Here is a 26,159-nt window from a genome sequence, read left to right on the forward strand (position 1 = left end):
TGTGAACAACGATGAAGATCGCGATCGACCCGTACATGTTCCGCGGCCTGCCGATGGCCGAGATGGTCCGGACCGTGGCGGACATGGGCTACTCGTACATCGAGCTGTCCCCGCGGGCCGAGTTCATGCCGTTCTTCCGGCACCCGCGGGCCGACGACGCGCGGGTGGCCGAGCTGAGGTCCGTGCTGCGCGAGACCTGTGTGGAGCTGTCCTCGATCCTGCCGCTGTACACGTGGTCCAGTCCCGTCGAGGAGGAGCGCCGGGACGCGGTCCGCTACTGGAAGCGGATGATCGAGGTGGCGGTCGAGCTGGGCGTCACCCTGATGAACTCCGAGTTCAACGGCCGTCCGGAGAGGGCCGCCGAGAGCGAGGGGGCCTTCTGGCGGTCCATGGAGGAGCTGCTGCCGATCTTCGAGCGCGAGGGGATCGCCCTCAACCTGGAGGCGCACCCGGACGACTTCTGCGAGGAGAACGGTCCCGCCGTGGACCTGGTCCGGGCGATCAATCGGCCGTGGGTGAACTACCTGTACTGCGCCCCGCACACCTTCCACCTGTCGGGAGCCGAGCCCGGGGCGGACATCCGCGCGATGATGGAGTACGCGGGCGACAAGCTCAAGCACGTCCACATCGCCGACTCCTTCGACCACAAGGGGTCGTCGGGCCTGCGGTACATCCTCAACCCTCCGGGGACGACCGCGCGCGTCCACCAGCACCTGGACATCGGCCAGGGCGAGGTGGAGTGGGACGCGTTCTTCCAGACCCTGCGCGACCTGGACTTCGACGGGGTGGCCACGGTGTGCGTGTTCGGCTGGGAGGAGCGGGCGCGCGAGTCCTCGGAGTTCATGCTCGACCGGGTCACCAGGGAACTGGTGGCCTGACCCGGGACACCGGGGCGTCGATTCGGCGGCGTGACGCCGCCAGGGGCGCGACGGCCCCGGTCGGGCGCCGCGATCGGACCACCGGTCCGGTCGCGGCGCCCTCTTGCGTCCCTCGACCACCGGGTTCCCCGGAGGCGCCCGGAGCCGACGTTCGGGCCGCTGCGGCGCCCGGCGTCGGGGACTCCCGGTCGTACACGGTCCACGGGGGACCTCGCATCCCGGGGCGCGGGTCCGCGTGTCCGTTCTCCGTCGGGGACGCCCTTCGATCGAGGCACGCCACATCATTCCCCTTCATTCTCTTTGCATCCCTCAAGCAAGGAAGTTTAAAGTACTTTAGTCAATCCCAAAGGGGAGTGGTGCGCCAGGTCCGGCGCGAAAAAGGAAGGGGTCCGTCCATGAGCGCGATCTATCGGTCCGAGGCGGGGGAGCGGGAGATCCTGCGGCGGTATCGGGAGGTGCTGGACGCCTGGCCGGTGCCCGCCGAGCGGGTACGACTGCCCACCCGCGAGGGCGAGACGTTCGTCCTGGTCAGCGGACCCGAGGACGCGCCGCCCGTGGTGCTGTTGCACGGATCGGGTGCCAACGGTTCCACCTGGGCGGGGGACGTCGCCTCCTGGTCCCGGAACCTGCGGGTGCACGCCGTCGACATGGTCGGCGAACCCGGGCTGAGCGCGCCTTCGCGCCCGGCTCTGGACTCCGACGCCGTCGCCCTGTGGCTGGACGACGTCATGGAAGGCCTCGGGCTGTCCCGGGCCGCCTTCGTGGGCATGTCCCTGGGCGGATGGACCGCGCTGGACCACGCGATCCGTCGCCCCGGCCGGGTCGAGCGGCTGGCACTGGTGTGCCCCGGAGGCATCGGTCGGCAGACCCCGCTGCGGCTGGCCGCCGCCCTGGTCTGGAGTCCGTTCGGCCGGTGGGGGCGGCGGCGCTCGGTGCGGGCCGTCCTGGGCCTGCACGCCCCCGAGCACACGCCGGTGGTGGACGAGGTGACCGCGACCTTCAGGGCCTTCCTGCCGCGTACCGAGCGGCTGCCCGTGTTCTCCGACGCCGACCTGCGGGGCCTGGAGACGCCGATGTTCGTCGTCGTGGGCGGCCGGGACCGCATGTTCGACTCCGCCCGGACCGCGCGGCGGGTGCGCGAGCACGTTCCGCACGCCACCGTCACCGTGCTGCCCGACGCCGGGCACGCCCTCATGGGCCAAGGGCCCGCGGTGCTCGACTTCCTGCGCGCCGGGTGAACCTCGGGCGCGGTGACGGCGCTGGTAGCGCGCGACGCGGACCCGGTCGCCGCAGCGTTCGGGGGAGCACCAGCGGCGTTTGGGGTGCGCGGGCAGGAACGACAACACGCAGTCGGGGGCCTCGCAAGCGCGCACCCGGGTGACGTCGGGGCCGGTGAGCAGGTCCACCACGTGGCCGGCCAGCCGGCGCGCACCCTCGACCACCGCTCCAACATGGCCGCCCACCCGCGTCGGCAGGCCCACCTGCGCGAACCGGCCCCGCCGACGCTGGTGCCGTGGGGGTGGACCAAGTACGCCGGAAAACGGCAATGGGCTGGTCGACCGCCACGTTCTGGTCAGAGGCGTAGAGGTCCGCGTTCACTGCCGGTCGCACGGCGGGGCTGAGAGACCGATCCGGTGCGGGTGCCGGCGAACAGTTGACCTGAACTTATGTTGAGATCCTAGGCTTCGCCCATGGAGAACACACCCACCACCCCCTCCACCCCCGACCTCGACGAGAAGCGCATCCGTGAGTTCGTCGCACGCTCGCAGCAGGCACAGTCGGACCTCGACGTACTACCGGCGCTGCACACCCCCGACATGGTGATCATCAACTTCCACGGGCGGCGCCTCTTCGGTCGCGAGACCTTTGCCGCAGCCATGACCGAGGCGCTCTCCTCCCCCCTCAATGACATCCGGACCGAGCTGGAGGTGCACGACATCCGTTTCACCACACCCGATGTCGCCGTCGTCAGCCTGACCAAGACGGTCCACGACGAGCGGGCCGACGCGCCGGACACCGCTCCCCTGACCGGTGCCATGACCTACGTCCTGGTACGTGAGGGGGACGACTGGCGTATCGCGCTGGCGCAGACGACACCGATCCGCTGAGCGCCCAAGGGCGCTCCCGGGGGTCGAGACTGGTAAGAGCCGTTGATCGAGTGATCTGTATTGTCTGTGACTCTCGCCGCTTCGGTCACTGTGTGTGATGGTAGAGGTAGGGCTCTTCGGCTGGTAGCCACTTCAGGTCGGTCCGGCTCAGATCCAGCCGTGCTCGGCGGCGATCCGCGCGGCCTCGTGCCGGTTCGAGACGTCGAGCTTGGCGATGGCGGCCGTGAGGTGATTGCGCACGGTCCCCCGGGAGAGACAGACGCGCCTGGCGATCTCCTCGACGGGCGCGCCGTCGCGTGCCAGGGCGAGGATGTCGGCCTCGCGCGGGCTGAGCGGGGAGTCGCCCGCGCTGATCGCCTCGGCTGCGAGCTCGGGGTCGACGTAGCGTCCACCGGCCGCGACGTTGCCGACGACCTCGGTGAACGTGCGGGAGGAGACGGTCTTGGGCAGGAAGCCGCGCGCGCCGGCGGCCAATGCCGACTTCAGGTAGCCGGGCCGGCCGTGCGAGGTCACGATGATGCATCGGCAGTCGGGCAACCGCCTGGCGAGCCGCCGGGTCACCTCGATCCCGTCGGGGCCGGGCAGCTGCAGGTCGAGCAGGGCCACGTCGGGACGGACCCGCAGGGCCGTCGCCAGCGCCTCGTCACCGGAGGCCGCCCGGCCGACGATCTCGAAGCCGTCCTCCAGGTCGAGCAGACCGGCGATGGCGTCGCGGATGAGGTGTTCGTCATCGGCGACGAGAATGCGGGTCGTACGCGTCATGCGGGGCCTTCCTCCTGGAGCGGGACCGTGGCGTCGAGCACGAACCAGTCTCCGTCACGGCGGGTGGTGACGCGTCCGCCGAGCGCGTGCACACGCTCGGACATCGCGCGGAGCCCGGTACCCCCGGTGGTGGCCGCAACGGTACCCTCACCCCCTCTGGTCAGCGCGGAGTCGGTGGTACCGGCCCCGTCGTTGGCGATGGTGAGGAGTACGTGTCCCTCCTCGTGCGCGCTCGTGAGCGTGACCCGCGTCGCCGCCGAGTGGCGCAGCACGTTCGTGACGCCCTCGCGCACGACCCACGCCAGGGCCTGCGCGCACTCCTCGGGCACGGGGTCGCCGACCACCGTGCAGCGGATGCCGGCGGAGGCCAGCAGTGATCGCGCGCCGGACACCTCGTCGTCCCAGCTCGTGTGGAGTTCACCGCGCACGACCTGGCGGACCTCGGTTCCGGCCTCCTCGGTGAGTCGCCGGATCTCGGAGATCTCCTCCGTAGCCCGTGCGGCGTGGCCGCGCAGGACGAGCTCGGAGGCCAGGGAACTCTTGACAGCGATCGTCGCCAGGGTGCGGCCGAACAAGTCGTGCAGATCGCGTGAGATACGCAGGCGCTCGTTCGCGAGCGCCAGCGCGGCACGGGTCTCGTGTGCCGTCTGGAGCTCGCGCAACACCCGCAGCATCCACGCGCTCGACCAGCAGGCCCACAGGACGCTGCTGATCACGATCGCGCCTGTCACCAGCACCGGGAGGCCTGGAAACCCCGTGAGCAGCAGGGCCAGGACCAGGACCGCCGCGTTGAGGCCGAGCGCCGGGCGTGCACCGAGGGCGGGAACGAAGCTCGCGGCGGCCGAGGCGAGCGCCGCCGCGAGCGTCACCCCCATCGCGGGCAGGGGGATCCCGGGCGCCACGACGACGAACGCCGCCAGAGCCGGCACCCACACCGCGATCACGGCGAGGGGCGGGCGACGTGCACGGCCGACGACGGTGTCGATGCTCCAGTTGACGACCATGACGTTGCCGACGGTCAGCGCGAGCGCGAGGACGAACCCGAGTGCCACCAGCGGGCCCGCGGGGTCCGCGCCGGCCGTCAGCACGGAGCCGGACAGGGTGACGACCGGAATCGTGACGATGCCGTAGGTGGACCAGCGTACGTAGGCCTCGAACTTGCGTGCGCCGACCAGCGGTGAATCGCTCATGGCCCTCATTGTCCCGTCAGACCCGCCCGGGGTGTGGGTCCGAGGGGGTCGGGGCCGGCCCCGACCGACGGGTGCGCAGCCACACCACGGCCGCGATCACGGCAACGGTGACGCTGGGCACGAGCAGGGCCGGGGACCCGGTGCCCGCCGACCGGTCCGCGATGGAGGCGCCGATGTCGGTGTGCAGGGCGATGGCGAAGAGGAAGAGGAGCGTGTTGAGCAGGGCGTGGATGACGACCGCGGTCTCGATGCCGCCGGTGCGCCAGGTGATGACGGCCAGGCTGACGGCGAGCGTGAAGTACCAGAGGTTGATCCACAGGTCTCCCGCGCCGTGGATGGCCGTGAACAACAGGCTGGAGACGAGGACGCCGACGACCAGCCCGACCCGCGGACCCCGGCTCCAGCCCCCGGCGACCCGGAAGACCAGTCCGCGCAGGCCGTACTCCTCGCCCGCCGCCTGGAGGGGCACCAGCAGGAGGGTGAGCACGAGCATGCCGACCAGATCGGCGACCGGCCAGTGGGTCTGCTCGGCGGGCGTCGAGACGTTCAGGACGGTTATGGCGATCAGCCAGAAGGGGCCGATGAACAGCAGCGCCCGGCCGAGCACGTCGAACCGGAAGCGCGAGAGCACCGAGTGCAGCGAGGCGCCCCGCACCCCGTAGAGCCACCGTTGGATGAGCATGCTCCACGGGACGAGCAGGGCGAGCGAGAACATGGTCGCGCCGTGGTAAAGCGGCGTGTAGTCGGTGCCGCCCGCCGCCGGGTTGGTTCTGCCCATCCGGGCGTCGATGAGCGCGGCGGCTTGGGAGGCGGCGAAGCTGATGACGAACAGACCCGCGACCAGGAGCACGATGGCGAGGACGCCGCGTGCGATACGGCGTTTGTCTCCGGCGAGGACACGGTGGTACTCCACGCCGGGCGGGACCGGCCGCGGTCCGCGCCGACGCGGGGTCGGCGCGGCCTGGTAGGCGGGGGCGGGTGTCCGCGCCGCTCCCGTGTGCGGGAGCCCGCGGAACGCCTCGGCCGCGTCGGCGGATGGCCGGGGCGGAGGGAAACGGTCGTCGTTGGAGTTCATGCTCCGAACCTAAGCCGGAGCCGACCCCTTACAGAGTGTCGCCGATCATGGGTTTTCTCCCCGATGTGCACGGTCCGGCCATGACATCTGTCATGGGCGAACCGGAGCACACGCGTCGGCTCGGGGTCGTGGGGGATCCTCAGCGGCCTGCGTGTGCCGGTGGTCGGTCAGCGGTCCTCGTGCGCCTTTCGGGTCTTCTGGAAGGGCAAGAGCGGCGGTACCGGAGCCGCGAGGCCCTCACCGACTTCCCGGACCGACCCCCCGAAGGAGGGCACGACGCCGGCGATGGTCGCCATCGCGCGATGACCGCCCCGGCGGCGGGGTCCGGCTGATCCGGGAACAGGACCGATCTTTTGTCCTAGGACATATCGGCTTATGATGGGGGCATGTCGGAGCCGACCATCACCGGGGATTCCGCGTCCGCGATCGCCGACTCGGTACGCGACCTGATCGCGCGCGGGGAGTTGCGCCCCGGCGACGTGCTGCCCTCGGTCCGCGCGCTGGCCGTCCGGCGGGGGGTGAACCGCAACACCGTCGCGGCCGGATACGCGGCGCTGGCGGCGGCGGGGATCGTCGAGACCCGCCGCCGCGGGGGCACGGTGGTGCGCGCCCTGGTGCCCGTGGCCGGCGAAGGCGCCCCCGCGCCCGGCGTCGCGGTGAACCTCGCCGACGGCAACCCCGATCCGGCGCTCCTGCCCGCACTGCCCGACCTACGGGGCTACTCGACGGTCCTGTACGGCTCGCCCGGGATCGATGAGGGTCTGGGCCGCTGGGCCGAACGGCACCTGCTCCCCGACGCCGGTCCCGACGGGGCACTCGTGCTCACCCACGGAGCCGTGGACGCGGTCGAGCGCGTGCTGAGCGCGCACCTGACGCGCGGGGACGCGGTCGCCGTCGAGGACCCGTGCTTCCTCTCCAGTATCGGCACGCTCCGACTCAACGGATACCGCCCCGTGCCCGTACCGGTCGACGAACACGGCATGACCACCGACGGACTGCGCGCGGCCCTGCGAGCGGGGGTGCGGGCGGTGGTGTGCACCCCGCGGGCGCACAACCCGACCGGGGCGAGCCTGACCGCGCGGCGCGCGGAGGAACTGCGCGCGCCCCTGGCGGCCCATCCGGAGGTGCTGGTGATCGAGGACGACCACTTCTCGGCCCTGGCCCGCACCCCCTACCGGCGCGTCACCCCCGTCGGTACGGCCCGCTGGGCGTTGGTCCGCTCGGTCTCGAAGTTCCTGGGCCCGGACATGCGTCTGGCCCTGACGGTGTGCGACCGGGACACCGCGGACCGGTTGCGGGCCCGCCCTGCGGGGTGGGTCAGCCACGTGCTCCAGCACTTGGTCGCCGGCGTCCTCACCGACTCCGCCACACCGGCCCGGCTGGACCACGCCTCCCGGACGTACGCGGACCGGCGCAGGTCGTTGACCGACGCCCTGACCGCCCACGGCCTGTCCTGGTCGGAGGCCGCGGACGGCCTCAACGTGTGGATCCCCCTGACCGGGGTCCCGGAGACGGCCGTGGTCAACGCCCTGGCCGATCACGGGTGGGCCGTGCGACCCGGGTCGCTGTTCACCCTGGCCCACGGGCCGGCCATCCGGGTCACCACCTCCACCCTCCTCCCCGAACACGCCGACGCCTTCGCCGCGCGGCTGGCCGCCACCCTCGCCTCGATCACCTCGGAGAGCCCATGTTCACCGGCCTGAGCGCCTTCCCCTTGACCCCGCTGGACGACGACCGCTTCGACGAGCGCGCCTACGCCCGGCTCGTCACCCGCCTGGTCGAGGCCGGCGTCGACTCGATCGGCGCGCTGGGATCGACCGGCTCCTACGCCTACCTCGACCGCCGAGAGCGCGGCCGGGTGGCCCGAGCCGCCGTGCGCTCGGCGGGCGACACCCCGGTGATCGTCGGAATCGGAGCGCTGCGCACCTCCCAGGTGCGGGCCCTGGCCCAGGACGCCCAGGAGGCCGGCGCGGCCGGCGTGCTGCTGGCCCCGATGAGCTATCAGGCGCTCACCGACGACGAGGTGTTCGGACTCTACGAGGACGTCACCGCCGACCTGTCGGTGCCGCTGGTGGTCTACGACAACCCGGGCACGACGCACTTCACCTTCTCCACCGAGCTGTACGCGCGGATCGCGGGGCTGCCGAACGTGGCCGCGATCAAGATCCCCCCGGTCCCCTTGGACCCGGACGCCGCCCGTGAGCACGTCGCGGCGATCCACCGCGCGGTCCCCGAACACGTGCGCATCGGCGTCTCCGGTGACGGTGCCGCCGTCACCGGGCTGAACGCCGGCGGCCGGGTCTGGTTCTCCACGGTCGGCGGTACGGTGCCCGGCATCGTGACGCCCCTGGCCCGGGCCGCGCTCGACGGGGACCCCGCGGTCGCCGTGGCCGGGTCGAAGCGGTTGCGGCCCCTGTGGGACCTGTTCGCCGCCCACGGCAGCCTGCGGGTGACGGCGGCGATCGCCGAACACCTGGGGCTGGTCGCCCCGCACTGCCTGCCCCGCCCGGTCCAGGGGCTGGCCGCCGCCCAGCGTCAGCGGGTGGCCCGCCTCGTCGAGGAACTGCACCTGGCGTGAGCCGCACGAACACCCGGCCCGGACGAGGGCCGCCCCACGCCTTCGCGTCCGCCGCGCCGGCACCCGCCGATGCCGGCCAGGGCGCACGGCGGCGGGTCGGGGCCCTCAGGTGGGGGTCGTGTCCGGACCGGCCCGGCGAGGGCCTCGGGTCCCGGGGGACAGGTGCGCCTCCAGGGAGTCCAGGACGGAGGCCAGACCGGAGCGGAAGGTCTCGCGGGCCTCCTGCTCCAGGTAGGGCTCGTCCTCGGTCTCGTTGGCGAACGCGCCCGCCTCGGCCATCGCCGACAGCACCGGGAAGCGCGTCGTGAAATCGGGGGCGACCTCCTCCAGCAGCGCCGAGCGCTCGTACCACCACTCGTCCTCGGGCACACCGGTGACCGCCTCGGCACGACGTGCCTCGGCGGCGGTCTGCACCTGGCCGCGCACCAGGTTGTGCAGGGTGCCGTAGGTGTTGCGGATGCGGGCCGGGGACAGTCCGGCCCCGTGCAGGACGCCCGCCAGCGATTCGAAGAGCCGGTACTCGTTGGGGCCCAGGACCGGGCGGGCCAGCGAGATCTCCAAGGTCCACGGGTGGCGCAGGTAGAAGTCCCACAGGCGGTGCGCCCACGCCTCGGTGGCGGTGCGCCAGTCGGGGGAGTCGTCGGCCTCGGCGGCGTCGGCGGGTTCCCCGAAGGCGTGGTCGTACATCAGCTCGATGAGCTCGTTCTTGCTGGCCACGTAGGTGTAGAGGGACATGGCGGTGCGCCCCAGGCGTTCGCTGACGGCGCGCATGGACAGCGCCTCCATGCCGTCGGTGTCGGCCACGGCGACGGCCGTCTCCACCACCAGGTCCACGCTGAGTTCGGGACGGCGTCCGAGGGCCGCCGGCTCCGGACGGTCCCCCCGATCACGCCACAGCAGGGTCATCGCCCTGCGTGCGTCCCCTTGTCCGGCGTACACGACCACGATTGTCCCCCTTATGTCATAAACTCTTTCAGGTAGATACTTTATCGCATAAGGAAACTTGGGGTACAACGTGCGAACCGAGCATCCGGCCGACGGCCACGACAGCATCCAGGTCCGCGGGGCCAGGGAGAACAACCTGACGGGCGTCGACGTCGACATCCCCAAACGCCGCCTGACCGTGTTCACCGGCCTGTCCGGTTCGGGCAAGTCCTCACTCGTCTTCGGCACCATCGCCGCCGAGTCCCAGCGGCTCATCAACGAGACCTACACGACCTTCGTCCAGTCCTTCATGCCCAGCCCGGCCCGCCCCGAGGTGGACACGCTGCGCAACCTCAGCGCGGCGATCATCGTCGACCAGGAGCGTATGGGCGCCAACTCCCGCTCCACCGTGGGCACCGCCACCGACGCCGCCGCGATGCTGCGGATCGTCTTCAGCCGGGTGGGCACCCCGCGCCTGGAACCCTCCAGCGCGTTCAGCTTCAACAACGCCGAGGGCATGTGTCCCGAGTGCGAGGGCCTGGGCCGGGTCAACACGATCGACGTCGACGAACTGGTCGACGCCGACCTGTCCCTGAACGAGGGCGCCATCACCGCGCCCGGGTACGGCGTGGGCACCTGGTACTGGCAGGTCTTCGTGGGCTCCGGGCTGCTGGACCCCGACAAGAAGGTGCGCGACTACACCGACGGGGAACGCCACGACCTCCTCCACCACCCCGGCACCAAGATCAAGGTGGGCACCAACAACGTCGGCTACGAGGGCCTGGTCCCCAAGATCAAGCGCACCCACCTGGTCAAGGACCGCGACAAGATGCAGGCGGGGCTGCGCGCGTTCGTGGACCGCGCCGTCACCTTCTCCACCTGCCCCGAGTGCGAGGGCACCCGCCTCAACGCCGCCGCCCGGTCGGTGAAGGTCGCCGGACGCACCATCACCGAATGCTCGGCCATGCAGATCGACGACCTGGCCGTGTTCGCGCGCTCCCTGGACGAGCCCTCCGTCAAACCCCTCCTGGACACACTGGGGCACACCCTGGACTCCCTGGTGGAGGTCGGACTCGGGTACCTCAGCCTGGACCGGGAATCGGGCACCCTGTCGGGCGGGGAGTCCCAGCGGGTGAAGATGGTCCGCCATCTGGGCTCCAGCCTCAGCGACGTCACCTACGTGTTCGACGAGCCCACCGTCGGACTGCACCCGCACGACATCGAGCGGATGAACGGCCTGCTGCTGAGCCTGCGCGACAAGGGCAACACGGTGCTGGTGGTCGAGCACAAGCCGGAGACGATCGCCCTGGCCGACCACGTCGTGGACCTGGGGCCGGGCGCCGGTCCCGCCGGCGGTCGCATCACCTACACCGGCGACGTCGCGGGACTGCGCGCCTCGGGCACCCTCACCGGCGACCACCTGGACCACCGGGCCCGGCTGCGCGACCAGGTGCGCACCCCGACCGGGGTACTGCCCATCACCGGGGCCACCTCCCACAACCTCAAGGACGTCAGCGTGGACGTCCCCCTGGGGGTGCTGACCGTGGTCACCGGCGTGGCCGGGTCGGGCAAGAGCTCCCTCGTCCACGGGGCGCTGCCGGGCCGCGAGGGCGTGGTGGTCGTCGACCAGTCGCCCATCAAGGGATCACGGCGCTCCAACCCCGCCACCTACACCGGCCTGCTGGACCCGATCCGCACCGCCTTCGCCCGCGCCAACGGGGTCAGGGCGGCCCTGTTCAGCGCCAACTCCGACGGTGCCTGCCCCGAGTGCAAGGGAGCCGGGGTCATCTACACCGACCTGGCGATGATGGCCGGCGTGGCCACGACCTGTGAACAGTGCGAGGGCAGGCGGTTCCGGCCCGAGGTGCTCGTCCACGAGCTGCGCGGCCGCAACATCGCCCAGGTGCTGGCGATGTCCGTGGTGGAGGCCCGGGAGTTCTTCCCCTCCGGCAACGCCCGCGTCATCTTGGACCGCCTCCACGACGTGGGCCTGGGCTACCTGGGTCTCGGTCAGCCGCTGACCACCCTCTCGGGCGGTGAGCGCCAGCGCCTCAAGCTGGCGATCTCCATGGCCCGCCAGGGCGCGGTGTACGTGATGGACGAACCCACCAGCGGCCTGCACCTGGCCGACGTGGACCGGTTGCTGGCGCTGTTGGACCGCCTGGTGGACGACGGCAACACGGTGATCGTCATCGAGCACCACCAGGCGGTGATGGCGCACGCCGACCACATCATCGACCTGGGACCGGGCGCCGGGTACGAGGGCGGCCGGGTGGTGTTCGAAGGCTCCCCGGCGGCGCTGATCGCCGACGCCGACACCCTCACCGCCCGCCACCTGCGCACCTATCTGGGGCGATGACCCCGCTCACCCCCCCGGAGTGGCACCGCCCCGCCCCCCCGGCGGGCCCACCGTGCGGGCGTCTCGCCCACCGTCTCCCGTTCCCGGGACGCGGTGGGCGGCGACGCCCGCCATCACGGCCGGGGCCCGCGGTACGGCACGAGGACGTGAGCGCGGAGCCGAGGCTCCTCGTTCTCCGGACGCGCCGAGCACGAAGCGGGGGTTCACCGGAACGCGTCCCGGCGGGGTGGGCTGGAGGCGCGGAAAACGGACCGGTAGGCGAGGGGGCTCACGCCGACGACCCGGTGGAAGTGGCGGCGCAGCGTGGTGGCGGTGCCCATGCCGCAGCGGGCGGCGATCTGCTCGACGGTGGCGTCGGTGCTCTCCAGGAGTTCCTGGGCCAGGTGGATGCGCCGGCGGTGCAACCACGCCAGCGGCGTCGTCCCCGTTTCGGCCCGCATCCGCCGGACGAGCTGTCGGGAACTCAGACCGGCCCGTCGGGCCAGGTCCTCGACGGTCAGGGGCAGGTCGAGGCGTGCGCGGGCCCACTCCAGGGCCTCGCCCAGGGTGTCGGTGGGGAGGGGGACGGCCGGTGGGGCGATGAACTGGGCCTGACCGCCCGGGCGATGGGCCGGTGCCACGAGGCGGCGGGCGAGCCCGGCGGCAGCCGCGGCCCCGTGGTCGGCGCGCACCAGGTGCAGGCACAGGTCCAGGGCCGCGGTCTTGCCCGCCGAGGTGAGGACCCGACCGTTGTCGGTGTAGAGGACGTCGGCGCGCACCTCCACGGACGGGTGGAGCCGGGCCAGCGCGTCGGCGTGCATCCAGTGCGTGGTGGCGGCCCGGCCGTCGAGCAGGCCGGCGGCGGCGAGCACGAAGGAACCGGTGCACAGGGACACGACCCGACTCCCGGCGTCGTGGGCCGCGCGCAGGGCCGACAGGAACGCGGGGGAGGGGTCCGCCTCGGGAAGGCGGGTCGCGGGCACGACCACGGTGTCGACCCCGACCAGGTCCGCCCACCGTCGCGCGGGAACCCCCGGCAGCGGAGGGGCGACCGCGCCACTGGTGGTCGAGGCGGTCGCACGCCTGCTGGACGGCCGTTCCCACGCGGTCGGGGCCGTCGCCCCCGGGGAGGCGTTCGACGCCGCCGACTTCCTGGCGGCCCTGTCCCCCGAGCCGCTGGCGGTGAATCTGTCCGAGGTCGCCGGGGCCCCGAGGGGGTAGGCGGCACCCGGACACCCCTCCCTCCGCCGCGCCGAGCCCGCGCACCGCCTCGGCGGGGGCCGCGGTGCGGTCACGGCCCCCGCCGGACCGCACCGGGCCCCCGCACCCGCGTCCCGGCGGTGCGGGGACGCGGGGTGTCAGGCCCGGTCGGAGCCGTCGGAGACGGCCTCGGGGGCCTCGGTCGGCTGGGACAGGGTCCGCAGGCTCTCACCGGTCAGGACGGAGTGCACGCCGACGGCCACGGCGCCGATGCTGTCCACCCCGTACTGCATGCCGTCGTTGCCGTCGGTGAGGACGACGATGTCGTAGTCGCCGATCGACGTGTCCTGGAACCCGCCCATGCTGTTGATCCGCCAGGTGTCGGTGTTGTCGTAGGGCAGCCAGCCGTTCTTGTGGTACACCCCGGCACCGGCGGGCGCACCCGTGGGAACGCCCCAGCGCTGCGACTCGATCACGTCGCCCATGAGGCCGCGGGCGTACGCGCGCTCGTCCGCGCCGAGCACGTCGTTCTCGGTGCGGAGCACGCCGAGCAGGGTGAGCTGGTCCCGGACGTTGATCTTCATCAGCCCGGTGTACCCCTCGGGGTGGAGCTTCGTGCGGTGCATCCCCGCGAGGTCGAGGAAGCGCTGGAGGCGCTCGGGGCCCAGCTGATTGCGCAGCTCCACCGCGGAGTCGTTCCCGGACACCGTGATCATGTCGGTCGCGAGCTCCTTCTCCCGGGAGGTGAGTTCGCGCCCCTCGTCCATGGCCGTGCGCAGCAGGGCGCCGAGGATGACCACCTTGCCGGTGCTGGCGGCGTCGAACCGGTTTCTCGCGCCCAGCGCGCAGACGAGGTCCCCATCGAAGGCGGAGACCCCCACGGAGATGGTCCCTTCGCGCAGGCGGACCTCCTGTCGGATCCGCTGGTCGAGCCGTTTCGCGATCTCGGGATGCGCCTTCGAGGTGCAGATGGGCGCCCTCTTGGCCTCGGGGGCGGCGGTGGCTGTCGTGGTCGGGACGATGGCGAGGCCCGCGGCCAGCAGGGCGGTCAGCGCCACGGCCGTGGCCCGGCCGGTGTTCGTTCGGTCGGTGGACGTCATGTGTCTCCTCGGAGTGGTCGGACGGCGGGGGTGAGGGGGACCGGAGGTGGGCCCCGACCCGAGGGGCCGGGACCGCCGGGCCGGAGCGTCACGCACGGACTCCGTTCGGCGGTACGACGTTCATTCCGATGTGCTCTTCCTTTTCCGCTCCGCTCACCGGGACCGGTGAGCGGCGAATGCGGACGATCGTTGGTGCGGCAGCATCGGAAGACCGTTCTTCCTTCGCGTCCACTCCTCTATCGCCTTTCCCGGACGGACGGTTCTCTGATTCCACGTCTTTCTGATGGGAAAGGCGCGTCGGTCGCTTCTCTCGGAACACGGGAAGCCCGGTCTCGGAGCCGAAGACGCTCGCATCCTCCACGGAGAAAGCCCGCGAAGTCAAATCCTCCGGAGTGCGCGCACACACTCTTCTCGGCGTATCCCGAGTTCAGGGAAAGCGAACTGCCGACACGGCGGAATGTGATGATTCGATCATGAGATCTCATCACTCGGAATGTAATATTCGATGCGCGGATATCGCGGCCTGGTCAAACGCTGTACCGGTCGGCGGAGTTCGAGATCGTCGCCGGGCGCCGGGCGCGCTCCGCGGGCCCGGTCGGGGATGCGGCGAGAGGTGGCGGGGGTGTTCCCGGTGCGGCCGCTCACACGGCCGCACCGGACCTGCGAGGGGTCAGGCCGTTGGCTCCAGCAGGGCCTTGAGCCGGACCAGGCGCTCGCGCCAGGACTCCTTGGCCTCGGTCGCCGACTCCGGGTCGGACAACCGGGACTGTTCCACCGCCACCGAGACCCGGTCGTTCTTCCCGGCGGTGAGGTAGAGGACCACCCGGGTGCCGTCGGTCAGGTCCGCGGTGATCCGCCTGGGCGCGTTGTGCGAGAGCACCGTCAACTCCAGGCCGTCCGCCCAGCGTTCGCGGACCGACTCCTCCAGCAGCGCCGTGAAGATCTCCTCCATCGGCGCGCGGACCGTCTTGGACGCGGTGACCGAGTACCCGTCCTCGCGCTGGCCGGGGACGCGCATCCCCCGTTCCTGCTCGTAGGCCACCGTCAGCGACTGGGCCCACCAGCCCGGCACGCCCTGATCCCGCATCAGATGGGCGGCGATCTCCTTGTGGGTGCGCCCGGTGGCGCCCCAGGTGTCCAGCAGGGCGAACCACGTGTCGTAGTCACGGCCGGTGCGCTCGCGCACCGCCTCCTCCGAGACGCGCCCCCGCATCGCCGCGGTGGGCGTCCCGGCGGGGGTCTCCACCGGCGCCGCGGGCGGTTCTGCCGGGATCAGGTGGACGCGGGCCGCCGTGTAGCTCTCACCGGTCTTGGCCATACGCGAACGCACCCGCTGCTTGAACGACTTCTGCCTGGTCATGGCGTCTCCTCGGCAACAGCGGACCGACCCACGCTCGTCCACCCCGCCGTGAGGGCGCATCAGACCGGCGTCCCGAGGACCCGAAGTCCCCTTTGCCCCCTCTCAGCCGGTGGCGTGGGCACCGGAACCGGGGGTTGGGCGCGGGACCGCGCCGACCCTCAGTTTACTCCGATCACCGGCGTTCCTCCAGACCTGTGCACGATCACGGGTGGCACACCGTCACACCCGCCCCGATCGGGTCCGGTGCGCCCGTGTGCGGCCCGCACCCTCGGGCACGAACCCCTCGCTCGTCACCACCGGCCCCGCCCTCGTGATCCACGCCCGGTGGTCGGCGGCGTCGACCCGACCCCACCCCCTCGGAGCACCGCCGCCCCACCGGTCCCCGTCCGCCCCGGTCCAGGCCCGATGCGGCACCGAAGGCACGGTCGTCATGGTGCGACGGGGCGTCGTGGCCGCGCCGGAGCGTCTGGCATCGGCCACGCCCGCCAGGCGTGGCCGAACGGCCGAGGCCCTCGCGAGGGGTTCCCCCCTCTCCGGCCCGGGGCCCGTCCGGGGCGGCTCAGGGGCATCCCCCATGGCGATCCGGCCGCCGGTGTTAGATTCTGGCCATGCGGTCAAAAAATGAACCGAGCGGTCAGAAACGGTCCTTCATCGAGGAGGTCCGGCGGGAGCAGATCATCGCGGCGGCCATCGAGACCATCGCCGCGGTGGGCTTCCCCCGGGCCTCCCTGGCCCGGATCGCCGCCACGGCCGGCGTCAGCAAGGGCGTCATCTCCTACCACTTCGCCGGAAAGGACGAACTCGTGGACCAGGTGGTCACCACGGTCTACACCGACATCGCGGACACGATCCTGCCCGGGATCCTGGAGCAGGAGACCGCCACCGACATCCTGCGCGCCCACGTGACGGGCGTGGCCGAGTACGCCTTGGCCCATCCGGACCGGCTGCGCACGGTGACCGAGATCTTCGTGCACGCCCGCGGCGCCGATGGGACGCCCCGCTACGGGGTGGTGGCGGCCGAGCCCCTCTACGAGTCCCTGGAGGGGCTCTACCGGGAGGGGCAGCGGAACGGGGAACTGCGCGTCTTCGACCCCCGGGTCATGGCGGTCACCCAGCAGGCGGGCATCGACGCGATGTTCGGCTACTGGCTGGCGCACCCCGACACCGACCTGCTCGCCCACGCCCGTGAACTCGCCGACCTGTTCGTACGAGCGATCCGACCCGACTGAACCGCGCCGCGCACCCCCGACGACGAGGACGCACCATGGCACAGCCCGCCCCACCGATCACCGAACCCGCCGGCGGCACCCGTGCCCGCCTGCACCACATCGACAACCTACGAACGGCCCTGACCGTCCTGGTCGTGCTCCACCACGCGGCGTTGACCTACGGCAACATCCCCGTGTGGTTCTACCTGGAGCCGGTGGGCGACGCCTCGGCCGGGCTGCTGGACCTGTTCGTCATCCTCAACCAGACGTACTTCATGGGTCTGTTCTTCCTGCTGGCGGGCTACTTCGTGCCGGGCTCCGCCGACCGCAGGGGAACGGGCGGGTTCGTGCGCGAACGCCTGGTCCGCCTGGGCGTGCCCTTCCTGCTCTTCGTGCTGCTCGTCCGGCCGTTGCTGATGATCACGCCCTACCGGGAGGCGATGGCCGAGGGCCTCGTCGGCGACACCCCGTTCTGGCTGTTCGCGATCGTGACCTACGACCCGGGCCCCATGTGGTTCGTGGAGGTGCTGCTGGTCTTCAGCCTGGCCTACGCGCTGCTCCGCCGGCCGCGACGCGACCCGGCCGTCCGCCCCGACACCGACGAACGCCTGCGGTGGCTCTGGCCGGTGCTCGGGTTCACCCTCGCCCTGGCCGTGTTGTCCTTCCTGTGGCGGTGGGTCAACCCGGCCCCCTACTGGCCGGTCCTGGGCCTGCCCAGCCCGGACTACCTGCCCCAGTACGTCGTGCTGTTCACGGTGGGCGCGGTCGCCTTCCGCCGCCACTGGTCCTCCCGTCTGCCCGCGACCGCGGGCTGGTACGGGGCGGCCACGGCCCTGGCCGCGCTGGTCTGCTTCGTGGCCGCGCGGGGGATCCTGGGCGATGCCGCGTTCACCCCGGGGACCCCGCAGGCGCTGGTGGCCCTGGTGCTGGAGACCTTCCTGTCGGTGGGGACGGTTCTCGCCCTGTTGGTGTTCTTCCGCCGCTTCGTCGCCGGTGACGGCCGGGTCTCCCGGTTCCTGTCCGACAACGCCTTCGCCGTGTACGTCCTGCACCCGCTGGTCCTGGTCCTCGGCGGCGTGGCGCTGGCCGGCTGGGAGGCGCCCGCGCTGATCAAGTTCCTGGGCCTGGCGGCGCTGGCGGTACCGGGGTGCTGGGCACTGGCCGCCGGGGTCCGGGCGATCCCCGGGGCCACACGGATCCTCTGACGCCACGGGGTCGGGGCCGCCCGCCCCCGGCGGCCCCGCCCGCCGGCCCGGCCGCCCCGCCCCGGGGCGCCCCCGACCCCGTGCCCGGCCTCCCGTCCCTGCGGTTAGGGTGCGGAACCGAGACCCACTGGAAAGGACCCGCGTGGCCACTCAGAAGGAACGCATGCTCGCCGGCGAGCCGTACCGGTCCGACGACCCCGAGCTCCAGGCCGAGCTCATCCACGCCGCGAAACTCGCGGACCGGTTCAACACCCTCCCGGTGGACGACCCGGCCCGACACGAGGTGCTCACCGAACTCCTCGGCGACCTGGGCGAGGACACCTGGATCCGGCCGCCGTTGTACGTCGACTTCGGCTATCACGTCAGTGTCGGCCCGCGCACGTTCGTCAACTGCGGCGCGGTGATGCTCGACGTGGCGCCGATCCGAATCGGCGCGGACGTGCAGATCGGCCCCAACGTCCAGCTCCTCACCCCCACCCACCCGATCGAACCGGGCCCGCGCCGCGACAAGTGGGAGTCGGCCGAGCCCATCACCATCGGCGACAACGTGTGGCTGGGCGGCGGCGTCATCGTCTGCCCGGGGGTCACCATCGGCGAGAACACGGTGGTGGGCGCCGGTGCGGTGGTCACCCGCGACCTGCCCGCCGGCGTGGTGGCCGTGGGCAATCCGGCCCGGGTCATCCGCGAGATCGACACCGACTGATCCCGCCGCGCGATGGGGACCGTCCCGCTTCCGGGGCGGTCCCCATCGCCGCCGGGGTCGACCTCCGAGGCGGTCCATGTCGTCCTCGCCCCCAGGCGCCCAGAGCGTTCAGCGCCGGCAGGAGGGAACGCCCGAATCCGGTGAGGGAGTACTCCGCCTGGGGCGGGACCCGGTCGTGGACGACCCGCTCGAACGGGCGGTCGCGGACGGGCTCGGCGAACGGAGCACAGCGACGCCGTACGAACCGCTGGGGCCCGTGCCGAGGTCCCGACACGGGACGGATCCGTCCCCCGGTGTTGGCGCCACCGGGGGACGGGGTCGAGGGTCCTCAGCGGACGGTCGAGGGTTCGTCGGTGGCGAACTGGGTGCGGTACAGCTCCGCGTAGCGTCCACCCCGGGCCAGCAGTTCGGTGTGTCGGCCGCGTTCCACGATGTGGCCCTCCTCCACGACCAGGATGGTGTCGGCGGCGCGGACCGTGGCCAGCCGGTGGGCGATCACCAGGGCGGTGCGTCCCTCCAGCGCCTCGGCGAGGGCGGCCTGGACGGCGACCTCGGAGGTGGAGTCCAGGGCGGAGGTGGCCTCGTCGAGGATGACCACCTCAGGCCCGGTGATCAGCAGGCGGGCGATGGTCAGGCGTTGGCGTTCCCCGCCGGAGAAGCGGTACCCGCGCTCGCCCACGACGGTGTCCAGGCCGTCGGGCAGCGAGGCGACGAGGTCGGCCAGGCGGGCGCGGCGCAGGGCGTCCCAGATCTCCTCCTCGGTGGCGTCGGTGCGACCCAGGGTCAGGTTCGCTCGGATGGACTCGTGGAACAGGTGCCCGTCCTGGGTGACCATGCCCAAGGTGGCGCGGATCGACGCGAAGGACAGTTCGCGCACGTCCCGTCCGCCCAGGCGGACGGTCCCGGAGTCGGTGTCGTACAGGCGCGGGGCGAGCTGGGCGATCGTGGACTTGCCGGCCCCGGAGGACCCGACCAGGGCGACGGTGCTGCCCGGCTCGACGGTGAAGGAGATGTCGTGCAGTACCCGGCGCCCCTCGGCGGGGTCCAGGGTGGCGACCTCCTCCAGGGAGGCCAGCGACACCTTGTCGGCGGAGGGGTAGGAGAAGGAGACCCGGTCGAACTCCAACGACACCGGTCCTTCGGGGAGGGTGTCGGCGTCGGGGGCCTCGCGCACCAACGGCCGCAGGTCCAGGATCTCGAAGACCCGGCTGAAGGCGACCAGGGCGCTCATGACCTCCACCCGCGCCCCGGCCAGCTCGGTCAGCGGCGCGTACAGGCGGGTCAGGAGCATGCCCATGGCCACGACCGTGCCGGCGTCCAGGTTCCCGGCCAGGGCGTGGAATCCGCCCAGGCCGTAGACCAGGGCCAGGGCGAGCGCGGAGACGAGGGTCAGGGCGGTGAAGAACACCTCTTGCACCATGGCGGTGCGCACGCCGATGTCGCGGACGCGGTCGGCGCGGCGGGCGAACTCGGCGGATTCGCGTTCGGGGGAGCCGAAGAGCTTGACCAGGGTGGCGCCGGGGGCGGAGAAGCGTTCGGTCATCTGCGTGCTCATGGCGGAGTTGTGCTGGGTGCGCTCGCGTTCGATGCGGGCCAGACGGGAGCCCATGAGGCGGGCGGGGTAGACGAACACGGGCAGCAGTACCAGGGCGGCCAGGGTGATCCACCAGGACAGGGTGAGCATCACGACCAGCGCGAGCACGAGGGTGACCAGGTTGCTCACGACCCCGGACAGGACACTGCTGAAGGCCCGTTGGGCGCCGATGACGTCGTTGTTGAGCCGGCTGATCAGGGCGCCGGTGCGGGTGCGGGTGAAGAAGGCGACCGGCATGCGCTGCACGTGGTCGTAGACGGTGGTGCGCAGGTCCAGGATGAGGCTTTCGCCGAGGCCGGCCGACAGGCGGCGCACGATGAGGTTCAGGACGGCCTCGACCAGGGCGACGACGGCGATGGCGCCGGCCAGGAGGAGAACGGTCTCGGGGGCGCCGCCGGTGACGATGGTGTTCACGACCCGGCCGGCCAGCAGCGGGGCGGCCAGCGCCAGGACGGCGACGACCACGCTCAGGGCCAGGAACCAGGTGAGGGTGCGAGCGTGGGGTCGGGCGAAGGCGGCGATGCGGCGTAGTACCGGAAGGGAGAAGGGGCTTTGTTCCTCACGGGCGTGCATGGCGTGGTAGATCGAGTTCCACGCGGCCATCTCCATGCTCATGGCGGTCACCGGTTCCGGTCGGGGTGGGCGGTCACCGACAACGTTATGACCTCAATATTAGTTGAGGTCAATGATCCGGGCGGCGGGTCGGGCTCAGCCGAAGGACACCACGAGTCCTTCCAGGACGCCGGTGAGCCAGAGCCCGTGGCGCAGGACCAGGAAACCGACGATGCCCACCATCCAGGGAAGCGCCGCGCGCCCGCCGGACTCGACCTTGGCCCGCCACTTCTCCAGGCGGGGGCGCAGCCGTTCGCCGAAGGTCCGGTGGGCCAGGTAGAGCAGGATCGGCGGCAGCACCATCACCACGTTGTAGGCGGCCAGCGTCGGCACCCAGGCGACGGGGGAGAGGCCGGCGGTGGTCATGATGCCGATCGCGCCGAAGTAGGGGATGGCCGTGACACCCTCCAGCAGGCCGGTGCCCAAGCCCAGGGCGACCATCGCCCCGGTGCGCAGGGACGTGGGTCGCCGGGGGCGGGGCTCGGTGGACATGAAGAACGAGTACCCGAGCGCCGCGCCGCCCAGCACCACCATCGCCCGGCCCAGGGCGGCGGAGTCGATCAGATCACCGACACCGTCCAGGGCCAGGCCGAGGCCGAGCATGAGCGCGCAGCCCAGGGCGAAGTAGAACCCGGCGACGGTGCCCAGGTAGGCGAACAGGGGGCGGGCCACCGGGTTCGATCCGCCGAGCAGCACGTAGAGGGAGACACCGATGACGGCGGGGCTGAGGGTGTCCAGCAACGCCAGTCCGGCGACCGGGAGCAGGACGTCCAGGGGTGGCACGGGGAGGGGCTCCTTTTTTATCACGAGTGTGCGAAAACAAAATAACACGAGTGCGCTAGAAAAGGGGTGTGCCGAAGATCGTCGATCACGAGCAACGCCGCCGCGAACTGGCCGACGCCCTGTGGCGGATCGTCGCCGCCGAGGGCCCCGCGGGGGTGTCCATCCGCTCCGTCGCGGCCGAGGCCGGGTGGTCACCGGGGGCGCTGCGCCACTACTTCCCCACCCGCGAGGAACTCCTGCTGTTCGCGATGGACCTCTCCGAGGCCCAGGCCGTGGAACGCATCTCCGGCCTGAACGCACTCCTGGACCCCGACCTGCCCCTGCTGGAGCGGGTGGCCGTCCACGCCGAGCAGCTCCTGCCCCTGGACGACGTCCGCCGGGCCGAGTACCGGGCCTGGGAGTCGGCCGGAGTCCTCAAGGAACACGACCGTGACCGGGATCGCCGCTGGCAGCAGCAGCGCGGCCTGTACCGCCGCCTGGTCTCGGCCCTGACCGGGGCCGACGTCGGCGATCCCGAGCGTCCCCATGACGACCCGTGGGTGGAGGAGTGGTCCTCCCACCTGCACACCATCGTGGACGGGCTCGCCCTCCAGCTGATGATCACCCCGGGCATGACCGACGCCGAGGACTGCCGCCACCGGCTGCGCGCCTTCCTGGCCCGGGTGGTCGAGGCCGCCGGACACCGCGTGGGAGAGAACGGCAGGAACATCACCTGAGAGCCGATCGTTCACCGTTCGTCCTCGGGATCCGGTTTCCGAGTACTCCACGAAGGTCGCTACTGTGGGCCCGGAGAGCAGGACCACCACGGGGGAGGCGCGGGTGACCACGGAGAACACCGAGGACGAGGTCTGGTCGGAGCCGACCTACCGCCACGCCGAGCAGGCCGACGTGCCCGTACTGGTCGACCTGGTCAACTCCTGCTATCGGGGGGACGCCTCCCGCAAGGGCTGGACCACCGAGGCCCACCTGCTCGACGGCCAACGGGTCGACCCCGAGGGCATGGCCGAACTGTTGGAGCGCACCAACACCATCGTCCTGGTCGCCGAGGCCGCCGGACGCATCGTGGCCTGCTGTGAGTTGCAGCGCGGGGTCAACGGCGCCTACTTCGGGATGTTCTCGGTGCGCCCCGAGATCCAGGGCGCAGGCCTGGGCCGGCGCGTCCTGGCCGAGGCCGAGCGCACCGCCGCCCAGGAGTGGGGCTGCCGCCTCATGCGGATGAAGGTGCTCAAGCAGCGCCCCGAACTGATCGCCTGGTACGAGCGGCGCGGCTACACCAACACCGGCCGTACCGAGCGCTTCCCCTACGGGGACGAGGTGTTCGGGCTGCCCCGCCGCGACGACCTGTCCTTCGTCGAGCTCACCCGCGAGCTGCCCGCCTGAATCAGGCGTCGTCGCCGGCCTCCAGGTTGGCCGACATCCGCTCCAGGACGTCGACGGCCGCCCGGTACTCCTCGGCGCCGATCCCACGCGAGATCCGCTCGCGTGCCCGGCCGACCTTGACGAACAGCGCCTCGTGCGCGGTCCGGCCGTCGGGGGTGAGGTCCAGCGCCACCAGACCCTCCACCCAACCGCGCCGACGCAGCTCGTCCACCGCGGGGGCCGTGCTCACCTCGTCCTCGTCCAGGAAAGCGGCGAGCCTGCGGTCCAGGTCGGCCAGGGTCCCGGGTTCCTCGTGCAGGGAATGGAGCACCTGCCAGTGGCGTCGCCCCAGCGATTCCGAGGCCAGGGTCCGGTCGAAGTCGTTCTCGATGAGGCGGTCCAGGTGCTTGAGCCAGTAGCCGATGGGCAGGTCGGACATGTTCTCCCCTTGATCGTTCGCGCGGCGTGGATCCGCCGCCCCCTCAGGGCATGTCCTACCCGCCCGCTAGCCTCGGCGTCATGTCCGACACCCCCACCGCCCTGCGGATCGTCCGCGGCGACGCCACCGTCCCCCAGGCAGCCGGGCCCAAGGTCATCGCGCACGTGTGCAACGACCGCGGCGGCTGGGGCAAGGGTTTCGTACTGGCGCTCTCCGAGCGGTGGCCCGAACCCGAGCGCGACTATCGCGCCTGGCATCGTGAGCGGGCCCGCAACGACTTCGCCCTGGGCGCCGTACGCCTGGTGAGGGTGCGGCCCGACACCTGGGTGGCGAACATGATCGGCCAGCACGGCACCAGGCGCGGCGGCGGCGGACCGCCCGTGCGCTACGAGGCGATCGCCGCCTGCCTGCGCACCCTGGCCGACCACGCGCTGGACCTGGGCGCCACCGTGCACATGCCCCGCATCGGCTGCGGCCTCGCCGGCGGCAGGTGGGAGCGGATCGAACCCCTCGTCCGGGACGGCCTGCTCTCCCGGGGCGTCGCCGTGACCGTCTACGACGTGGACCGGGCCACGTCGGCCAGCCACGCCTCGAAGGTCGTCGGCGCGATGTGCGCTCCCTCACCGGGCAGCAGCACCTCGCCTGCCATCGACGTGCCGAACACCCCGGACCAGGTGGGTACCAGGCGTACCTGACGGCCCTGGGCCCCATGGGTGCGCCTGGCCATGTCGACCAGGTCCTGGGTGTCGGGCCCGGCGATATCGGCGTGGCGCCCGCGCGGTCCCCCCACCGCGACCCCGGCGAGGATCTCCGCCACGTCCCCGGGCGCGATCGGCCGCACCAGCAGCGGGGCGATGGCGGCGACGCCCTCACGCTCGCTCCAACCGGCCACCATCGCCGCGAAGTCGTGGAACTGGGTGGACGGCACGATCGTCCACGGTACCGGGCCGCCCTCCACCAGCCGTTCCTGCTCCCGTTTACCGGCGTAGTGGGCGTTGCCCTCGACCCGGTGGATCCCCACGATCGAGAGCAGGACGTGGTGGCGCACCCCGGCGCGCGCCTCGGCGGCGAGCAGGTTTGCGGTGAGAGCGGCGAAGCGCGCCACCGAACCGTCGCGGTCGGCGGCCGGCACGTTGGTGGTGTCGACGACCGCCTCGACCCCTTCGAGCGCGGCGTCGAGCCCCTCCCCGGTGTCGAGGTCCACGCCGAGGGAGCGGCTGATCCCGACGACCTCGTGACCGTTGCGCCGTAGGGCGGCGACGGTGAGGGAGCCCGTGTTGCCGGTGGCCCCGGCTACGGCGACGCGCATGGTGCGCTTCCTTTCGTTCGTGGTCGGCGGAAGGGACCATATCGTGGACTTAAAAGATCCACAATATCTCCGATAGGCTGTCGGGATGAGGCTTCCCGCGACCACCGAATGGGTCCTGCACTGCGCCACGACGTTGGCCCAGCTCGAACCCGGGGACACGGCGTCGACGGCCCAACTGTCCCTGTACCACGACCTTCCCGCGCCCTACCTCGCCAAGCAGCTGAAGGCGCTGGTCAAGGCCGGCGTACTGAGCGCGACGACGGGGCCGCGGGGCGGATTCCGGCTCGCGCGCCCCGCCGAGGCGATCGACCTGCTCCAGATCGTCGAGGCGGTCGACGGCGCCTCCTCGCCCTACCGTTGCGCGGAGATCCGCGGACGAGGGTTGGGGGCGCTCCCGCCCGAGGAATGCGAGGAGGCCTGTGTGCTGGCGCGCAAGATGGCCGAGGCGCACGAGGCGTGGCGCCGGAACCTGGCCGGGACCACGCTCGCCGACGTCCTCGCCACCCTGCCGTCGGCCGCTCCGGCCCGTACCCGTTCCCGCCTGGCCGCGGCACGGTGAGGACGGATCGGAGCGGAGGGGCCGGGCCTCAGACCCGGCACAGGATCGCGCCGCGCGGGACGACGAACACCCCTTCGGGGGCCTCGCTCCAGGCGGCCCACCCGGCCGAGATCCGCTCCAGCTCCTCGCGGGTGGCGTGCCCCTCCGCCAGGGCCTGGCGGGCCAGGTCCGACTCCAGGATGCGACGCGACCACATCCCGCCCCACCAGGCGCGGCGCTCGGGCGAGGAGTGGCTCCACGCCTCGGCGACATAGGTGACGTCGGTGAAGCCGGCGGCGCGCGCCCAGGCGACCATGCGCCGACCGGCGTCGGGTTCTCCGCCGTTGTGGCGGGCCACCCGTTGGTACAGGTCCATCCAGGCGTCCAGCTCGGGCGCGCGGGGGTACCAGTACATGCCCGAGTAGTCGCTGTCGCAGGCGGCCACCACCCCGCCGGGCGCGGTCACCCTGCGCATCTCGGACAGGGCCCGGACCGGGTCGGCGACGTGCTGCAACACCTGGTGGGCGTGCACGACGTCGAAGGAGGCGTCGGGCAGGTCCAGATCGTGGACGTCGCCGACCCGGAACTCCACGCCCTCCACCCCCTCCCTCTCGGCGGTGGCGCGGGCCAGGTCGACCGCCTCGGCGGAGGAGTCCAGGGCCACGACCCGGCCCGGGGCCACGCGCGCGGCCAGGTCGGCGGTGATGGTGCCCGGGCCGCAGCCGATGTCCAGCAGGGAGCGACCGGGCGTCATCTCGGCCAGTGCGTAGGCGGCCGAGTTGGCGGCGTTGCGCCACCGGTAGGAGTCGGTGACCGAGGGGTGCTGGCCGTGGGTGTAGCGCGTCATGATCGCCCTTCCGTGGGGGAGTCCGCCTCATCGCGATGCCCCGACCCTA

At 72.0% G+C, this 26,159-nt stretch carries 26 protein-coding genes and 1 pseudogene; 13 read left to right on the forward strand and 14 right to left on the reverse strand.

Annotation, left to right across the window (positions count from 1 at the left end):
* The first annotated feature begins 11 nt into the window (after positions 1–11).
* Together RM479_RS24240 and RM479_RS24245 are read left to right on the forward strand one after the other, a co-directional pair.
* Positions 12–878: a sugar phosphate isomerase/epimerase family protein gene (locus RM479_RS24240; protein WP_311514018.1), complete on the forward strand. Its 867-nt coding sequence runs from the start codon at positions 12–14 to the stop codon at positions 876–878.
* A gap of 395 nt (positions 879–1,273) precedes the next feature.
* Positions 1,274–2,116: an alpha/beta fold hydrolase gene (locus RM479_RS24245; protein ID WP_311514019.1), complete on the forward strand. Its 843-nt coding sequence runs from the start codon at positions 1,274–1,276 to the stop codon at positions 2,114–2,116.
* Positions 2,117–2,140: 24 nt separating this feature from the next.
* On the opposite strand, the pseudogene RM479_RS24250 reads toward RM479_RS24245, so the two are convergent.
* Positions 2,141–2,359: pseudogene (locus tag RM479_RS24250) on the reverse strand (CGNR zinc finger domain-containing protein); the annotation flags it as partial.
* A gap of 210 nt (positions 2,360–2,569) precedes the next feature.
* Here RM479_RS24250 and RM479_RS24255 point away from each other — a divergent pair.
* Entirely contained in the window at positions 2,570–2,986 is a 417-nt protein-coding gene (locus RM479_RS24255) for an SgcJ/EcaC family oxidoreductase (RefSeq protein ID WP_311514020.1), read from the forward strand.
* 147 nt (positions 2,987–3,133) lie between these two features.
* Here the strand turns inward: RM479_RS24255 and RM479_RS24260 are convergent, their stop codons facing one another.
* Genes RM479_RS24260 through RM479_RS24270 form a run of 3 tightly spaced genes read right to left on the reverse strand, consistent with a single transcriptional unit; the run spans position 3,134 to position 6,013 of the window.
* A complete protein-coding gene (locus tag RM479_RS24260; RefSeq protein WP_311514021.1) occupies positions 3,134–3,748 on the reverse strand; it encodes a response regulator transcription factor in 615 nt (204 codons plus the stop codon).
* Positions 3,745–4,938 (reverse strand): sensor histidine kinase, encoded by a 1,194-nt coding sequence (locus tag RM479_RS24265; RefSeq protein ID WP_311514022.1) that lies wholly within the window; start codon positions 4,936–4,938, stop codon positions 3,745–3,747. The genes RM479_RS24260 and RM479_RS24265 overlap by 4 nt, the downstream gene beginning before the upstream one ends.
* Before the next feature lie 16 nt (positions 4,939–4,954).
* Positions 4,955–6,013: a CPBP family intramembrane glutamic endopeptidase gene (locus RM479_RS24270; RefSeq protein ID WP_311514023.1), complete on the reverse strand. Its 1,059-nt coding sequence runs from the start codon at positions 6,011–6,013 to the stop codon at positions 4,955–4,957.
* A 386-nt stretch (positions 6,014–6,399) separates the two neighbouring features.
* Between RM479_RS24270 and RM479_RS24275 the strand changes: the two genes are divergently transcribed.
* Both RM479_RS24275 and RM479_RS24280 read left to right on the forward strand, forming a co-directional pair.
* Complete coding sequence (locus RM479_RS24275; protein WP_311514024.1) at positions 6,400–7,716, forward strand: aminotransferase class I/II-fold pyridoxal phosphate-dependent enzyme; 1,317 nt, start codon at positions 6,400–6,402, stop codon at positions 7,714–7,716.
* Entirely contained in the window at positions 7,701–8,591 is an 891-nt protein-coding gene (locus tag RM479_RS24280; RefSeq protein WP_311514025.1) for a dihydrodipicolinate synthase family protein, read from the forward strand. Before RM479_RS24275 ends, RM479_RS24280 begins: the two co-directional genes overlap by 16 nt.
* A 105-nt stretch (positions 8,592–8,696) precedes the next feature.
* Here the strand turns inward: RM479_RS24280 and RM479_RS24285 are convergent, their stop codons facing one another.
* Positions 8,697–9,536 carry a TetR/AcrR family transcriptional regulator gene (locus tag RM479_RS24285; RefSeq protein ID WP_311514026.1) on the reverse strand — a complete coding sequence of 280 codons (840 nt, stop codon included), beginning with the start codon at positions 9,534–9,536 and terminating at the stop codon, positions 8,697–8,699.
* A 70-nt stretch (positions 9,537–9,606) separates the two neighbouring features.
* Between RM479_RS24285 and RM479_RS24290 the strand changes: the two genes are divergently transcribed.
* A complete protein-coding gene (locus RM479_RS24290; RefSeq protein ID WP_311514027.1) occupies positions 9,607–11,874 on the forward strand; it encodes an excinuclease ABC subunit UvrA in 2,268 nt (755 codons plus the stop codon).
* Between the two features lie 203 nt (positions 11,875–12,077).
* On the opposite strand, the gene RM479_RS24295 is transcribed toward RM479_RS24290, so the two are convergent.
* Complete coding sequence (locus RM479_RS24295; protein WP_449590057.1) at positions 12,078–12,893, reverse strand: GlxA family transcriptional regulator; 816 nt, start codon at positions 12,891–12,893, stop codon at positions 12,078–12,080.
* Between the two features lie 22 nt (positions 12,894–12,915).
* Between RM479_RS24295 and RM479_RS24300 the strand changes: the two genes are divergently transcribed.
* A complete protein-coding gene (locus tag RM479_RS24300) occupies positions 12,916–13,074 on the forward strand; it encodes a hypothetical protein (protein ID WP_311514029.1) in 159 nt (52 codons plus the stop codon).
* 137 nt (positions 13,075–13,211) lie between these two features.
* Here RM479_RS24300 and RM479_RS24305 read toward each other — a convergent pair whose 3' ends face one another.
* Both RM479_RS24305 and RM479_RS24310 read right to left on the reverse strand, forming a co-directional pair.
* Positions 13,212–14,153: a serine hydrolase gene (locus RM479_RS24305; protein ID WP_311514030.1), complete on the reverse strand. Its 942-nt coding sequence runs from the start codon at positions 14,151–14,153 to the stop codon at positions 13,212–13,214.
* Between the two features lie 670 nt (positions 14,154–14,823).
* Positions 14,824–15,513, reverse strand: a complete 690-nt coding sequence (locus RM479_RS24310) for a hypothetical protein (protein ID WP_311514031.1) — start codon at positions 15,511–15,513, stop codon at positions 14,824–14,826.
* A gap of 608 nt (positions 15,514–16,121) precedes the next feature.
* On the opposite strand from RM479_RS24310, the gene RM479_RS24315 reads away from it, so the two are divergent.
* The 3 genes from RM479_RS24315 (at position 16,122) to RM479_RS24325 (ending at position 18,629) form a co-directional block, all read left to right on the forward strand.
* Complete coding sequence (locus RM479_RS24315; protein WP_311514032.1) at positions 16,122–16,742, forward strand: TetR/AcrR family transcriptional regulator; 621 nt, start codon at positions 16,122–16,124, stop codon at positions 16,740–16,742.
* A 35-nt stretch (positions 16,743–16,777) separates the two neighbouring features.
* On the forward strand, positions 16,778–17,926 hold the full coding sequence (locus RM479_RS24320) for an acyltransferase family protein (protein ID WP_311514033.1): 1,149 nt from the start codon (positions 16,778–16,780) through the stop codon (positions 17,924–17,926).
* Positions 17,927–18,089: 163 nt separating this feature from the next.
* Positions 18,090–18,629: a sugar O-acetyltransferase gene (locus tag RM479_RS24325; RefSeq protein WP_311514064.1), complete on the forward strand. Its 540-nt coding sequence runs from the start codon at positions 18,090–18,092 to the stop codon at positions 18,627–18,629.
* On the opposite strand, the gene RM479_RS27645 is transcribed toward RM479_RS24325, so the two are convergent.
* The 3 genes from RM479_RS27645 to RM479_RS24335 form a co-directional block, all read right to left on the reverse strand.
* Entirely contained in the window at positions 18,604–18,903 is a 300-nt protein-coding gene (locus RM479_RS27645) for a winged helix-turn-helix transcriptional regulator (protein WP_397223049.1), read from the reverse strand. The genes RM479_RS24325 and RM479_RS27645 overlap by 26 nt on opposite strands.
* A gap of 54 nt (positions 18,904–18,957) precedes the next feature.
* Entirely contained in the window at positions 18,958–20,838 is a 1,881-nt protein-coding gene (locus RM479_RS24330; RefSeq protein ID WP_311514034.1) for an ABC transporter ATP-binding protein, read from the reverse strand.
* 93 nt (positions 20,839–20,931) lie between these two features.
* The gene (locus RM479_RS24335; protein ID WP_311514035.1) at positions 20,932–21,618 is read right to left on the reverse strand and encodes a GAP family protein; all 687 of its coding nucleotides are present in this window, start codon (positions 21,616–21,618) and stop codon (positions 20,932–20,934) included.
* Positions 21,619–21,686: 68 nt separating this feature from the next.
* Between RM479_RS24335 and RM479_RS24340 the strand changes: the two genes are divergently transcribed.
* Both RM479_RS24340 and RM479_RS24345 read left to right on the forward strand, forming a co-directional pair.
* The gene (locus RM479_RS24340) at positions 21,687–22,334 is read left to right on the forward strand and encodes a TetR/AcrR family transcriptional regulator (RefSeq protein ID WP_311514036.1); all 648 of its coding nucleotides are present in this window, start codon (positions 21,687–21,689) and stop codon (positions 22,332–22,334) included.
* A gap of 103 nt (positions 22,335–22,437) precedes the next feature.
* Positions 22,438–22,998 carry a GNAT family N-acetyltransferase gene (locus tag RM479_RS24345; RefSeq protein ID WP_311514037.1) on the forward strand — a complete coding sequence of 187 codons (561 nt, stop codon included), beginning with the start codon at positions 22,438–22,440 and terminating at the stop codon, positions 22,996–22,998.
* Position 22,999: 1 nt separating this feature from the next.
* On the opposite strand, the gene RM479_RS24350 is transcribed toward RM479_RS24345, so the two are convergent.
* Together RM479_RS24350 and RM479_RS24360 are read right to left on the reverse strand one after the other, a co-directional pair.
* Positions 23,000–23,416 (reverse strand): MarR family winged helix-turn-helix transcriptional regulator, encoded by a 417-nt coding sequence (locus RM479_RS24350; protein WP_311514038.1) that lies wholly within the window; start codon positions 23,414–23,416, stop codon positions 23,000–23,002.
* A 553-nt stretch (positions 23,417–23,969) separates the two neighbouring features.
* On the reverse strand, positions 23,970–24,725 hold the full coding sequence (locus tag RM479_RS24360) for an SDR family oxidoreductase (protein WP_311514039.1): 756 nt from the start codon (positions 24,723–24,725) through the stop codon (positions 23,970–23,972).
* A gap of 85 nt (positions 24,726–24,810) precedes the next feature.
* Here RM479_RS24360 and RM479_RS24365 point away from each other — a divergent pair, with 85 nt between their 5' ends.
* Complete coding sequence (locus tag RM479_RS24365) at positions 24,811–25,284, forward strand: RrF2 family transcriptional regulator (RefSeq protein WP_311514040.1); 474 nt, start codon at positions 24,811–24,813, stop codon at positions 25,282–25,284.
* 28 nt (positions 25,285–25,312) lie between these two features.
* Here RM479_RS24365 and RM479_RS24370 read toward each other — a convergent pair whose 3' ends face one another.
* The gene (locus RM479_RS24370; protein ID WP_311514041.1) at positions 25,313–26,110 is read right to left on the reverse strand and encodes a methyltransferase domain-containing protein; all 798 of its coding nucleotides are present in this window, start codon (positions 26,108–26,110) and stop codon (positions 25,313–25,315) included.
* Positions 26,111–26,159 lie beyond the last annotated feature (49 nt).

Origin of the sequence: Nocardiopsis lambiniae (assembly GCF_031845465.1) — a bacterium.
Classification (GTDB): Bacteria; Actinomycetota; Actinomycetes; order Streptosporangiales; family Streptosporangiaceae; genus Nocardiopsis; species Nocardiopsis lambiniae.

Bases quoted from the DNA above. Each gene is read 5' to 3' on its own strand.
- RM479_RS24240 (WP_311514018.1), top strand. From the start codon at position 12: ATGAAGATCGCGATCGACCCGTACATGTTCCGCGGCCTGCCGATGGCC.
- RM479_RS24245 (WP_311514019.1), top strand. From the start codon at position 1,274: ATGAGCGCGATCTATCGGTCCGAGGCGGGGGAGCGGGAGATCCTGCGG.
- RM479_RS24255 (WP_311514020.1), top strand. From the start codon at position 2,570: ATGGAGAACACACCCACCACCCCCTCCACCCCCGACCTCGACGAGAAG.
- RM479_RS24260 (WP_311514021.1), bottom strand. From the start codon at position 3,748: ATGACGCGTACGACCCGCATTCTCGTCGCCGATGACGAACACCTCATC.
- RM479_RS24265 (WP_311514022.1), bottom strand. From the start codon at position 4,938: ATGAGCGATTCACCGCTGGTCGGCGCACGCAAGTTCGAGGCCTACGTA.
- RM479_RS24270 (WP_311514023.1), bottom strand. From the start codon at position 6,013: ATGAACTCCAACGACGACCGTTTCCCTCCGCCCCGGCCATCCGCCGAC.
- RM479_RS24275 (WP_311514024.1), top strand. From the start codon at position 6,400: ATGTCGGAGCCGACCATCACCGGGGATTCCGCGTCCGCGATCGCCGAC.
- RM479_RS24280 (WP_311514025.1), top strand. From the start codon at position 7,701: ATGTTCACCGGCCTGAGCGCCTTCCCCTTGACCCCGCTGGACGACGAC.
- RM479_RS24305 (WP_311514030.1), bottom strand. From the start codon at position 14,153: ATGACGTCCACCGACCGAACGAACACCGGCCGGGCCACGGCCGTGGCG.
- RM479_RS24310 (WP_311514031.1), bottom strand. From the start codon at position 15,513: ATGACCAGGCAGAAGTCGTTCAAGCAGCGGGTGCGTTCGCGTATGGCC.
- RM479_RS24315 (WP_311514032.1), top strand. From the start codon at position 16,122: ATGCGGTCAAAAAATGAACCGAGCGGTCAGAAACGGTCCTTCATCGAG.
- RM479_RS24320 (WP_311514033.1), top strand. From the start codon at position 16,778: ATGGCACAGCCCGCCCCACCGATCACCGAACCCGCCGGCGGCACCCGT.
- RM479_RS24325 (WP_311514064.1), top strand. From the start codon at position 18,090: ATGCTCGCCGGCGAGCCGTACCGGTCCGACGACCCCGAGCTCCAGGCC.
- RM479_RS24330 (WP_311514034.1), bottom strand. From the start codon at position 20,838: ATGAGCATGGAGATGGCCGCGTGGAACTCGATCTACCACGCCATGCAC.
- RM479_RS24350 (WP_311514038.1), bottom strand. From the start codon at position 23,416: ATGTCCGACCTGCCCATCGGCTACTGGCTCAAGCACCTGGACCGCCTC.
- RM479_RS24360 (WP_311514039.1), bottom strand. From the start codon at position 24,725: ATGCGCGTCGCCGTAGCCGGGGCCACCGGCAACACGGGCTCCCTCACC.
- RM479_RS24365 (WP_311514040.1), top strand. From the start codon at position 24,811: ATGAGGCTTCCCGCGACCACCGAATGGGTCCTGCACTGCGCCACGACG.
- RM479_RS24370 (WP_311514041.1), bottom strand. From the start codon at position 26,110: ATGACGCGCTACACCCACGGCCAGCACCCCTCGGTCACCGACTCCTAC.